The sequence below is a fragment of the Proteus appendicitidis genome (assembly GCF_030271835.1).
Classification (GTDB): domain Bacteria; phylum Pseudomonadota; class Gammaproteobacteria; order Enterobacterales; family Enterobacteriaceae; genus Proteus; species Proteus appendicitidis.
Genome location: NZ_CP127389.1, coordinates 3,927,007 through 3,939,626 on the forward strand (window position 1 = coordinate 3,927,007; position 12,620 = coordinate 3,939,626).

Sequence of the window (12,620 nt, forward strand, 5' to 3'; positions counted from 1 at the left end):
CATGAAAAAGTCTCATTGGCTTACTCTTATTCTCAGTGGTTTAATGCTAACAGCGACAGCAAATGCTGAAGAGAAAAAGCCGCTATTACAAGAGGGTAAAAAGACCCTCTATCAACGCGTATTAACTTATCCAGGTTGCCAAGTTGCTGACACTGTTGGCGCAAAAGGTAAAGAGCAACCCGCATTTAGCCGTTTTTATGTTTATCAACGCCAAAAACAAGGCGCTAATGAGTGGCTACAAGTTGGCCCTGATAGCTTAGGTCATATTAGCGGTTGGATGAATGCAAGTTGTACATCAGAGTGGAAAATGCAGCTAACACTCGCATTTACTAACCCTGCGGGTCGTAACCCAATGCTGTTTTTCAAAGATAAGCAAACGGTTGAAAGCTTACTTGAAAGCCCTACTCCTGAAAAACAGTACCAGCCCTTTTTAGCAGATATCAAAAACCAAAAAGTGAATCCGGCTGTTTTAGCAAAAGAGCCTGATTATATGATTGATCAGAAAAGTAATTTTTATCTACTGCCTGTATTAGGCTCTGATGAAGTCTTTACTGATGCGGGTTATAAAGTACGAGTGCTCAATGTGGCTTCTGTCTCTTCACAAACCAAAGACAGCAAAGACGCACAGAATGCGAATGCCACTGCAAACAGTACAAAACCAGCAACACCTAACAGCAAAGATGCTGACAATATGATGCAAGGTTTTTCTGCCGCAGTAGTGTTTGTTATCGACTCAACAATATCAATGGACCCTTACATTGATAGAACCAAAGAAGCGATTCAAAAGGTTTACGCCCAAGTCGAAAAAGACAATATGTTGGATAAGGTTAAATTTGGTTTGGTGGCGTTTCGCTCTAATATCAAAGCCGTACCTGCATTGGAATACGACAGCAAAATGTTTGTAAATCCCAATGATGTAAAAGATGGCCCTGATTTTCTGAACAAAGTTAAAGAATTACGCCAAGCTAAAGTCTCAAGTAGTCGTTTTGATGAAGATGCTTACGCAGGTGTAATGCAAGCTCTTGATGATGTTGATTGGACACGCTTTGGTGCGCGTTACGTTATTTTAATCACCGATGCAGGCGCATTAACGGGCGATGATCCTCTTTCATCCACTAAGCTCGACGCTGAGCAAATTCGCCAAGAAGCCGCCTATCGCGGTGTTGCACTTTATACACTGCATTTAAAAACGCCATCAGGTGCAAAAAATCACGCTTCTGCACAAGCACAATATGAAGCGCTAACGCTCAATCCTTTCTTACACAAATCGCTTTATTACCCAATTAATTCAGGGGATATCAATAGCTTTGGTCGGATGGTCGATAGCCTAGCAACTGCTGTAACTACTCAAATTCAAACGGCTTATCGTGGCGAAGCGGCTGTGGGTAGCGCAGTAAATGCTGATCCTGCTTATAGCAAAAACAAAGAGACAGATACCTTACTTAACGACGCACACGACTTAGGCTATGCCATGCGTTTAGCCTATTTAGGTGAAAAACAAGGTACAAAAGCGCCTCCTGTGTTTAAAGCATGGATAAGCGACCGCGATTTATTGCAGCAAAATATTCCAACCACAGAAGTACAGGTTTTACTGACTAAAAGTGAGTTGAGTGATTTAAGCGATGTGATGAAAAAAATCGTTAATGCCGCTAATGAAGGTTTGATCTCTCCAGATAATATGTTTGCGGATTTGCGCTCAATTGCCGCCACAATGGGTAACGATCCAAATCAAATCAAGCAAGGTTCAGCGACCAAATTAGGCGAAATGGGCCTGCTCGGTGAATATGTCGAAAACCTCCCTTACTTAAGTGAAGTTTTAGGGTTAGATGAAGAGACATGGAAAAGCTGGGATGGTCTAGAGCAAGAGAAATTTATCCGCCGACTCAATACGAAGTTGCAATATTATCAACGCTATAACGAAGATGTTGATCGTTGGATATCCCTTGCACCACAAAGCGATCCTCGCGATCACGTTTATCCTGTACCACTGGAAAACTTGCCTTAATGATCCAGATTGAAGGCATGGCAATTACGCGTGGTGATGCGCAACACGGTTTTCGTGTTGCGCTTCCTTCATTGACCCTTGAAAAAGGGGAAATCGGCGCGCTAACGGGCTTAAGTGGTTGCGGTAAAAGCACCTTGTTGGAAATGATCGGGCTGATTTTACGTCCTGATGAATTAACCCATTTTCAACTCGGTGATAATTTAATTATCACGCAAGCGGTGTTAAGTAATGAACAAACGCCACTCGCCTCATTGCGTGCTGAAAAATTAGGTTTTATGCTCCAAAGTGGCGGATTACTTCCCTTTTTAACTGTTATGCAAAATATTCAATTACCACGTAGGATGCTAGGGTTAACACCGCACTCTGCTTGGCTTGATCACGCAATTGATCATCTGCAATTACGCCCTTTACTTAATCGCCTTCCTCGTCAGCTCTCCATTGGTGAACGTCAACGCGCTGCGTTTATTCGCGCAATCGCTCATGAGCCTGCTTTATTACTTGCCGATGAGCCAACAGCCGCTCTCGATCCTCATAATGCACAAGCGCTGTATGCATTGATTGTAGAGATGGTAAAACAACTCGATATCTCTGCGCTGGTTGTTAGTCACGATTGGTCTTTAGTCGAGCGTTTTGAATTTAGTCACTATCATGCACAACTACAGGGGGGCGGTAGTGTCTTTATCAAACAATAGCGCCAATCCTAATCGCCTTGGTTTACTCAGTTCACTTGCTTGGCGTGACTTAATTTATGATCGCAAAGTCGCACTCTGTATTGTGTTCTCTTTAGTCTCAGTGATTGCGCCACTATTACTGCTATTTGGATTAAAAAACGGCATTGTGACGCAGCTTCACAACCAACTACTTAATGATCCCCGTAACCTTGAAATACGTATGTTAGGCAATGGCAATTATCCACAAAGTTGGTTTAATGATATTGCACACAAAGAAGAGGTACGTTTTGTTATCCCATTAACACGTAGCTTAAACACACAAGCCGATATTGTGATTGATGGGCAACATTTTATTGATAATGCTGAAGTGATCCCAACAGCAGAAAACGATCCTTTATTAGAGGGTGTCGCTATTCCTCAAAATGCAGACACCTTGGTGCTCTCTGCCAATGCGGCACAAAAACTACAGGCTAATGTAGGCGATAGTGTCCGCTTATTTATCAGCCGCAAGCTTAATGGCGTCAATGAACGCGCCAAACGCACCTTTACTGTCGGTGCCATTATCAGTGATAGCAAATTTTCACGGGCAGCCGCTTTTGTTTCTCTTGATGTTTTAGTGGCAATGGAAGATTACCGAGATGGTTATCAAGCGCCTCTTTTTGGCGTAACACAAGGCACAGAAGCGAAACCAAGAACCCAATTTGCCAAAGCTCGCCTGTATGCAACAAATTTAGATGCCATCGCACCACTCGATGATTGGTTTAGACAACAACACATTGATGTGATGACACAAAAAAGCCAAATAGATTCGGTAAAAGCAATCAGCTACGTCCTTAACGTTATTTTTTCCGTCATTGCTTGGGTATCACTATTAGGCTGTATTGCCTCATTAATTGGTGCATTCCTTGCCAATATTGACCGAAAACGTAAAGACATGGCAGTACTACGCCTGTTGGGTTTTCGTCAATTTGCAGTCTCTTTATATATTGTGTTGCAAGCGCTGCTATTAACCAGTGTTGCCTTTATTTTAGCTCTGGGGCTTTATGGTATCGGTAGCACCTTATTTACCACATTATTAGGCACACATTTACCTGAACAATCCTTTGTCTGTCAGTTAACATTTTGGGATTTATTGATTGCCATGTGCAGCGCCTTACTTGTGGCTTTAGTAGTGGCAAGTATTGGCGCATTACGTGCCGTTTCGATTGAACCTGCGGAGAGCTTACGTGAAATTTAATTTATCGCTTCTAACTTTATCATTCGCGCTGTTATCTAGCAGTTTTACCGCATCTGCCAAATGGGACGATAAATTCGTTAACCCAAAAGCGTTGCCTGATGATGTGATCTTGCCTTTCCCTTGTGAAGGTTCAATGGTCTTTCGCCAAGTCACCATCCCCTTAAGCCAGCCATTACAAGACTACAGCGTGACATTAGGGCAAGAAGGCGATGAATGGGGCTATTTAGAACAATCACGAGCAGAACATATTGCGGGTAGTTTTCCATTAAAAGGTAAAGAGAAAGGCCGTTATTATCTTATGGCAAAATACCCCGTTACTGATTTGCAATATAACGCCATGCAAAGCGTGATTAACGGCAAAGAGTGCCCTGCTGCTTCAAATAAATTACGTTTACCAAAAGTGAATATCAGTTGGTATGAAGCAATGCAATTTGCAGATCAATATAACCAATGGTTAAGAAGTAAACATCCAGAAGCACTGCCTGTTGAAGATGGTGCAAAAGGTTTTGCACGATTACCGACAGAAACTGAGTGGGAATTTGCAGCGCGCGGTGGTTTAAAAGTCTCAGCCTCAGAATTTCGTGATGTGCGCTTCCCAATGCCTGAAGGCACCAAAAACTATATTTGGTCTGCGGGCAGTCAATCTGCTAATGGTTCATTACAGTTAACCGGTTTGTTATCACCTAATCCATTAGGCTTACATGACATGTTAGGGAATGTCGCTGAAATGATGTTTGAGCCTTTTAGATTAAATAAACTCGACCGCTTACATGGACAAGCGGGTGGCTTTATTGTGCGCGGGGGCAGTTATCTCACCCCAGAAAGTGATATGCGCAGTTCATGGCGTCAAGAAGAGCCTTATTACACCAATACCGGTGCAAATAAAAATAAATACACGGGCTTTCGTTTAGCAATTGTCGCACCAGCATTAACCTCACGCGACAAAATCAAAGAGATAGAAAAAGAGTGGCAACAATTAGGTAATGAGAAACCTGCAAATAATAACTCAAAAAACAATAGCGATAATTCCATTAATAGCCTGAATACACTCTCCACTCAAGTACAAGATGAAGCGCTGAAAAAACAGTTAGCTGAATTGAAAAATACATTACGAGCAAATGCACAGCTGCGTGATGAGCAACGCGATCAAGCTATCCGTACTTCATTGCAATTAGGTGCTTTTCTATGTACCAAATTAAAAGATGATGGCGAATTCTATGATCGATTAATCGCATTACATGAGAAAAATTGTCCTGCGGGCGCAAAAGATGCCACTTGCGAACGACGTCAAGAGCAAGTTAACGAACATAAGAAAACCCTTGATTTTGTCGTGAGTTATTACGCAGACACATTAGTGGATATGGCAACAACGTATGATGCTTCTTTGGTGAAACCACAAATTGACGTGGTACGCCAATTGATGGAAGCCAGAGGAAAATCAAATTTAAATACGTACCTTTCAACATATATGCAGGGACTCCAAGGATATTGGGCTAACGGTAAAGTTTCACGGAATGAATGGCTTGAAGCGTGCAAAAAACAATAACAGAGACTTGGGATAATAGGTGTGGTATGAACAAACAACTTATGGCAGTACTTGGTATTAGTGCCGTACTTGCTTTATCAGGGTGTCAAAGTAATAGCGGTACTGATCCTCGATTGAAAAATAACAGTGATATGGAGTTTTTCAGTAAATCGGGGATTGGGGCTTGTGCGGGGGGGGCCGCTATTGGTGCATTAGGCTGTTTAGTCTCAAATTCCAGCAATAAAGGCGCATGTATGCTTATTGCTGCTGTTGCGGGTTGTGGTATCGGTATTGGTGCAAATGCCTATTTAGACAACAAGCGCCAAAATTACGCCTCGAAAGAAGAAATGCTCAACTCCATGATAGAGGATGTGAAAAAAGAGAATCAGCGCCTACAAAGTGCCTCAAATACCGCAAGAGCCGTCATCAACGACGATAAAAAAGCGTTGGCAAAAATTGAGCAAGATATGAAACAACAACGCCTCAATAAAGCTGCAGCTGAAAAACAATTAAAAGGTATTGATGCCAATATCGCAGCACTTCGTTCTCGTTTAGCGGATATGAAAAAACGTGAAAGTGAATGGCGTGATATCGCGGCTCAAAGTCGTCAAGATGGCTTAAAGACAGCACAGCTTGATAAACAAATTAATGGGATGAAGCAACAAGTGACGTCTTTACAAGAAGAACTTGATAGCCTTTATACCCAACGTACAGCAATAAAACTTAGTTAACGTTAAAAAGGATGATAATGAAATTTTTACCACTCTCCCTTGTAGGGATGACCTTACTTTTAAGTGGATGTGTGACTAATCCGGCGGATTGTGATCCAACAACGGGTGATGTCAGCATTATCACAAAATTTAATTGTAATTACTCAGGGACTTACGATAACCGTATTGAGCAGAAAAAAGCGATTCTAGGCAACGAACAAGCATTAAATAAAGAATTTAAAGCGGTTTTAGCTGCCATTGAAAAAGAAAAGCAACAAACCAATGCGAGCCTCAAAACTCAACAAGCAAACCAACGCGCATTAAATCAATCCATGAGCAATCTGTTAAATCAAATTCGCCAAAAAACCAAAGGGCAAAATGATATTCAAAAGCAGATCAATGAAATTGATAAACAAATGAAAGCGGTACAAAACAATCCATCAAAATCAGTGATGGAAAAACAACTTGAGTTAGAGAACTTACAAAATCAGGTCATTAGCCTACAAAGCGATTTAGGTCTTAAATAAACCTAAAAAAGCTCTCTATTATTATTTAGAGAGCTTTTTCTTTTATTTCCATTATTATTTTTTATTTATCGTTATAGTAAATTATATTACCCAAATATTATTTATATAATATTGATAATAATTAATACCACTCTTTAATAAAACAACCACATTTAAATTTACGTGCTATTTTTTATTCCATTAAAAATAGACTCATTATTATAATTCCATTGCTTAATAATACATTCTTATTATTTAAATTATGGGATATAACTAATGAAAACAAAATTACTATCAACTTTATTTATTACTGGTTTATTGGCGACATCTTCTGTCTATGCACAAAACAATTTTAAATTAGATAAAACCACACTTTCAGCAGGTTATGCACAAGTCAAAATGGCAGGTCAAAACCCAATTCATGGTGGTGTTTTATCTATTCGTCAAGAAATTAATTCACAATTTGGTATTTTAGCAACAACGACTTACGCGCAAAATGAATATGATTTAAACAAATCTATTAATACTTTCTTTAAAGATGTTCATGCACGTTATTACTCTGTTATGGCTGGCCCGACAATCCGTTTAAATGATTTTATTAGTGTTTATGGCACCGCAGGTATGAGCCAAATTCAATTTAAATCTGAAAATTCAGAATTAAAAAAATTAAAGAAAAATGCATTTAGTTGGGGCGCAGGTTTAATCATTAATCCAGCAGAAATGATTTCTATTTCTCTCGGTTATGAAAATAGCCGTTTTAAATTTAAAGATACCGATAATCGCATTGTTTTAGATGGCTTCGTAGCTAATATTGGTTATCGTTTTTAATTAAATTATTATTACTTAATAAAAACACTTAAAAACAAAAATGCCTCTGCTTTATAAAAACAGAGGCAAAATAATGCAAAAGACCCACACTAGGGAATAACACAGACACCGATTGTCTAAACGACTTTCTAAATCATTTTATTAAATCTTGGTAAGTGCCTAGCTGATAACCTCGTTCCACAATCGCTTGTTTTAACGTGGTATCTGTTAATACCTCAAGCTCCGTTAAGCGCTGAAAGCAATAACCACTTGCGCGCAGTGGATTATCCACAAAAGCAGGATGTGTCATCACTTCAATAGAATGCTCATGACGCGCTTTCGATTCATCAAGCACCTTTAAAAACAATGCTTGAGTGATTTCATCTCCATAAAATTGACTATCAAAACCATCACTACTTATCACGCCTTGAGTATCAATGCCCTCTTTTTGCGCTAACGGTCTATCAACGCGCATTGGTAGCGATTTTTCTTTGGCAAACTCCGCCACAATAGGAAAAATTTGTTTAAACATATGCACATGATGGTGGCTATCAATATGGTCTGGCGCACAACCAAAGATCTCAATAAAACGTTGATATTGTGCGTGAAGCTCTACACGTATTTCATCAAGCGGTAAATTGCCCTCTTCTGCCATTTGCCATACCCATTTTCCTAGTACACCTTCACGAGTTAAAGAAGGTAAAGGAGACAGCGGTTTACCCATCGTCAACGTAAAATGAAGCCCTACACCTAATCCAGGCAATTCATGACGCAATTGTGCTGCGTGTTTAATTCCTTCAGCATTGACGAGTGCGGTTGTTGAGCTAACTACACCATAACGAAAACACTCTGCAATACCGTAGTTTTGACCTTTACTCAGCCCAAAGTCATCCGCATTCACAATTAATAAACCAGCCATTCTGTCTCCTTATGACTTATTTTTATCTACCGACAATTAATGAGAGGCTTTTTCTAATTCAGCAATTGCTTTAGCAAAATTAGGTAGATGTGCTTTATGTGCTAATAACATTTCACGCGTAAGTACTTCTGCATCTTTATCTGAAAGTACTAACGGTGTTAAGTTCATCGCTAATAAAGCATCATTTAATTCTCCACTAATAGCCGCTTTGCTGGCAGCGATTTCAAAGCCTTTGATGGTATGAATTAATCCCATTACTTTTTCATCAAAATGCGTTAAACGAGGATGGGGTTTAGCACCATCACGCCCTAAAATAGCGGTCACTTCAATTGACCAATCTGCTGGAATATTATCGATATGACCATGGTGAGGAATATTCACATAATGTTCAGCTTGTTTATCATTATAAATAGCATTAATCACTTCACAGGCGGCATCAGAATAATAAGCCCCACCACGTAATTCCAACTCTTTTGGTTTGATATTTAAATCAGGATCTTTATACAATTCAAACAATTGCTTTTCGACTTTTTGTACTACTTTAGCGCGAGCGCCACCTTTATAATATTCGCCCATTTCAATAGCTAACATCTCTTTTTGCTTAAAGTAATACAGTAAATAAGAGCACGGCAACATATTAAGAGAGCGGATCAACCCTTCACTAAAGGGCAGGTCAAAAATATTTTTCACAGAGCCAGCGGTTAATGTTCCTGAAGCCACACCGTCTAATAATTCAGGAAAACGGGATTGACCATTTACAATAACGTCTTTAATAAACACCATATGATTTAAGCCAAATAAATCAATAGAGAGTTCATCTTTATCCGTTAATTTCAAAACATCGGTAATAAACATCTTCATGCCGATTGGAATATTACAAACCCCAATAAACTTCTTAAAATTGGTATGGCGATAAACGGCTTCTGTTACCATGCCTGCTGGATTGGTAAAATTGATGATCCACGCATCAGGGCAAATTTCTTCAACATCCTTAATAATATCGAAAATAACAGGGATAGTACGTAAGCCTTTAAATAGCCCACCAGCACCATTGGTTTCTTGTCCTAAATAACCATGACTTAAAGGAATAGATTCATCAAGCTCCCTTGCTTTTAATTGACCAACACGCAATTGTGTTGTGACAAAATCAGCCTCTTTTAATGCTTCACGGCGATCCAGAGTTTTATAAAGGGTTAAAGGAATACCCGCCTTTTTTACCATGCGTTGGCAAAGCTCAAAAATAATATCGAGCTTCTCTTTCCCTTCTTCAACATCCACTAACCATAATTCAGTGATCGGTAGTTCATGATAACGCTTAATAAAACCTTCTAATAATTCAGGCGTATAACTGCTTCCACCACCAATGGTAACTACTTTTAATTTATGACTCATAAAATACTCCCATACAGCGTAATAGTGCTGTTATTTGTGTATTAATGGCGAAATTAAGGCGTAAAGAGCCACGAAGAAAATAAGCTTATTTTCTTCTTTCTCTCTATTTTCAATAAAATTAATCTTTATTGTTGATTAATTTCTTACGCTTAATAATGAATTAGTTTGTTTCTTTAATACTGTATAAATTTTTCCGATAACTATTTGGTGTCAGCGAAGTTATTTTCTTAAATGTCTTAATAAATAAACTTGGACTGCTGTAACCCGCATCAAAAGCAATATCTGTTATCGAATAGTTTGTAATTTCCAATTGTTTTTTCGCAAAATTAATTCGAATATCATGAATAATTTGCATCGGTGTTTTATCGTAATAACGCCGAGTTGCTCGGGTTAAATATTCTTGTGATTTCCCGGATAACATCACCATATTAACCAATGCATTTTCACCAAATTTTTGTTTGTCATGCATCTCGCTTACAGTGTCTTTCAGCCATAAGGGAATATCGTCTTGTGTTCTATTTTCTCGATGGTGTCGTAATCTATTCACCACATTAAAGGTGACAATTTCAATAAATTCATTAAATTCAGTATGGCGGAAGTTCAGGGAGCCAATAACCGATTCAATATAGGACAGAAACTCATTTTTCAATTCATAAACTTGTGAGGCAATAAAATAAGAAGGCAATAACGAGAGATAATGTTTATCAAAAAAGGCTTTACTAATTCCCACATTTAAAATGCGAGTTGCACCAAAATCATAAAAACTTTGATGATGAGAACCTATGGGGATAAAAACAAAGTCGCCCCGTTCTAATAAAATCTTTTTACCATTAATCTCTTGATAATAACGCCCTGTTAATACGATGGTGAATTCATAATAATCATGCTGATGCAATCCACTAACACTTTCTGTTTTATTATAAATAAAGACATGAAAGTTTTTGCCATTAAATAGCTGATCTTCATAGACCATGCGTATTTCGCTTTGCGCTCTCAATGACTCCACCACGGTATTCATCTTATTTTATCTTCTCATGTAACTCGATTAATTCTGTCACTAACTCTCTGGCTAACATCGAGGTCATTAAATGATCTTGTGCGTGAACTAATACCAAACTAACTTTCGTTTTTCCTACACCTTGGTCATCACCAATTAAACGAGTCTGTATTTTATGTGCTTCATTTAATGCTTCGCGAGATTGTTCCATTAATTTTCTCGCGCCATCAAAATCACCTTCTTTGGCTTTTTTTAATGCACCATAAGCCACACTACGCGCTTGGCCTGAATTAATGATAAGCCCCATAATGATCTCTTCAAATTCATCATCGGTTGCACTGCTATCAACAGCATTTTCAATATCTAACATCATATTCCCTCTTTGACACTGGCAAGTGCAGAGAAGCCTCTGCACTTGTATTTTCTATCACTTAAAATTTCAACGCATTGGCAATATCTTCTTCACTTTCTTCTTTTTCAATTTCAGTTTGCGCTTTATTTGAAATAATCACGAAAGGAAGATAAATCAGTGTGGCAACACCCAAGTTAAACAGTGCTAATAACAGTGCCGCAATACTACCGTTAGTATTAAAGAAGGCACCTAGCCCGGTTGGCATTGTCCACGGTGCAATATTTGTTACTGGTGGGATTATCCCTAAGTAATAAGCCGTCACCGTAATTGCAGCAAGGATAGGCTGAATAAGAATAAATGGAATAAACATCACTGGGTTCATAATGACAGGCAGACCAAAAATAATCGGTTCGTTAATTTGGAATAAACCTGCTGGTAATGCCAGTTTTGCCACTTGGCGATGATCAGCGCGACGAGATGCGATAAAGATAGCCAGAATAAGTCCCAGTGTTGCCCCTGTACCCCCTAAGAAGATAAAGGAATCTAACATTGGTTTCGCCCAGAGATGGAATGTTTTACCCGCTGCGAGTGCCGCTTCCACTGAACCATATTCTGTATAAATTGAGACGTTCTCTAACGCCCAAGGCGTCATAATACCGCTATCAAGTGCAGCAAGGGCGAGCGATCCATGAATACCAAAGAACCACAGTAGAGAAGTGAAGATAACGTAAGCCCAACCAACCACAGATCCCATTGATGCTAATGGTGTTGAGATAGAATCTAAAATAATTTGATGGAAGTTCGTTTCATACGTCGCTAATCCCCACGAAACAATCCCCATCACTGATAAGATAATAAAGCCTGGAATTAATGCAGAGAATGAACGTGAAACAGATGCTGGCACGCTATCTGGTAAACGGATAACCCAGTTGCGACGCACAATAAAAGTAAACATTTCAGCCACAACAAGACCAATAATGATACCTGAAATAATATTTGCCCCGCCTAGCCAATTCGCGCCGACTGCATATGCACCCGCTGCGTTATAAGGTGTTACTGTCATAAAAGCCGCAATAGAGAGTAAGCCTGCCGCAATCGGGTCAACTTTACGCTCTTCGGCTAATGCCATCCCGATAAAGAACGGTGCCATCAACGACATTATGCCCAATGTACCGTTATAGACATTCCCCCCTATGGCTTTAAAACCATTGAGTGTTTCTATTGTGGATGCATCAAGGCGGATACCTAAAGAATAAAAGAAGGAGCCATCACCAAAACTAAGAAAAACGTTATTGATAAGTACAAACATTGCCCCTGCAAGGGTTAATGGCATTAAACGAATAAAGCCATTTTTAATTGCATTAACGTGAGGTTGCTTTCCAATTTTAACCGCAAAAGGAAGGAGTACCTTTTCAAGTGAACCAATAAACTTACTCATAGAAAAATACCCTTAAAATGCCGCTAATTGCTCGGCTTGCTGAAAAATTCGCTCTTTGACT

At 39.2% G+C, this 12,620-nt stretch carries 12 protein-coding genes; 7 read left to right on the forward strand and 5 right to left on the reverse strand.

Features of this window, described 5'->3' with window-relative positions; genetic code table 11:
• Position 1 precedes the first annotated feature (1 nt).
• From QQS39_RS17910 to QQS39_RS17940, 7 genes are all read left to right on the forward strand, one after another.
• Complete coding sequence (locus QQS39_RS17910; RefSeq protein WP_285805094.1) at positions 2–2,005, forward strand: vWA domain-containing protein; 2,004 nt, start codon at positions 2–4, stop codon at positions 2,003–2,005.
• The gene (locus QQS39_RS17915; RefSeq protein ID WP_151436413.1) at positions 2,005–2,697 is read left to right on the forward strand and encodes an ABC transporter ATP-binding protein; all 693 of its coding nucleotides are present in this window, start codon (positions 2,005–2,007) and stop codon (positions 2,695–2,697) included. Before QQS39_RS17910 ends, QQS39_RS17915 begins: the two co-directional genes overlap by 1 nt.
• On the forward strand, positions 2,678–3,913 hold the full coding sequence (locus tag QQS39_RS17920) for an ABC transporter permease (RefSeq protein WP_285805095.1): 1,236 nt from the start codon (positions 2,678–2,680) through the stop codon (positions 3,911–3,913). Before QQS39_RS17915 ends, QQS39_RS17920 begins: the two co-directional genes overlap by 20 nt.
• Complete coding sequence (locus tag QQS39_RS17925; RefSeq protein ID WP_285805096.1) at positions 3,903–5,459, forward strand: formylglycine-generating enzyme family protein; 1,557 nt, start codon at positions 3,903–3,905, stop codon at positions 5,457–5,459. Before QQS39_RS17920 ends, QQS39_RS17925 begins: the two co-directional genes overlap by 11 nt.
• A 26-nt stretch (positions 5,460–5,485) precedes the next feature.
• Positions 5,486–6,169: a coiled-coil domain-containing protein gene (locus tag QQS39_RS17930; RefSeq protein ID WP_151436415.1), complete on the forward strand. Its 684-nt coding sequence runs from the start codon at positions 5,486–5,488 to the stop codon at positions 6,167–6,169.
• A 17-nt stretch (positions 6,170–6,186) separates the two neighbouring features.
• Complete coding sequence (locus QQS39_RS17935; protein ID WP_265576119.1) at positions 6,187–6,675, forward strand: hypothetical protein; 489 nt, start codon at positions 6,187–6,189, stop codon at positions 6,673–6,675.
• A gap of 255 nt (positions 6,676–6,930) precedes the next feature.
• Positions 6,931–7,482: an Ail/Lom family outer membrane beta-barrel protein gene (locus QQS39_RS17940; protein ID WP_151436416.1), complete on the forward strand. Its 552-nt coding sequence runs from the start codon at positions 6,931–6,933 to the stop codon at positions 7,480–7,482.
• A gap of 133 nt (positions 7,483–7,615) precedes the next feature.
• On the opposite strand, the gene chbG is transcribed toward QQS39_RS17940, so the two are convergent.
• The 5 genes from chbG to chbC form a co-directional block, all read right to left on the reverse strand.
• The gene (gene chbG / locus QQS39_RS17945) at positions 7,616–8,380 is read right to left on the reverse strand and encodes a chitin disaccharide deacetylase (RefSeq protein WP_285805097.1); all 765 of its coding nucleotides are present in this window, start codon (positions 8,378–8,380) and stop codon (positions 7,616–7,618) included.
• A gap of 36 nt (positions 8,381–8,416) precedes the next feature.
• Entirely contained in the window at positions 8,417–9,772 is a 1,356-nt protein-coding gene (locus QQS39_RS17950; RefSeq protein WP_151436418.1) for a 6-phospho-beta-glucosidase, read from the reverse strand.
• A gap of 160 nt (positions 9,773–9,932) precedes the next feature.
• On the reverse strand, positions 9,933–10,790 hold the full coding sequence (chbR, locus tag QQS39_RS17955; RefSeq protein ID WP_196569787.1) for a transcriptional regulator ChbR: 858 nt from the start codon (positions 10,788–10,790) through the stop codon (positions 9,933–9,935).
• 1 nt (position 10,791) lies between these two features.
• Complete coding sequence (gene chbA, locus QQS39_RS17960; protein WP_088494268.1) at positions 10,792–11,139, reverse strand: PTS N,N'-diacetylchitobiose transporter subunit IIA; 348 nt, start codon at positions 11,137–11,139, stop codon at positions 10,792–10,794.
• Positions 11,140–11,200: 61 nt separating this feature from the next.
• A complete protein-coding gene (gene chbC / locus QQS39_RS17965; protein WP_151436420.1) occupies positions 11,201–12,559 on the reverse strand; it encodes a PTS N,N'-diacetylchitobiose transporter subunit IIC in 1,359 nt (452 codons plus the stop codon).
• Between the last annotated feature and the right edge of the window lie 61 nt (positions 12,560–12,620).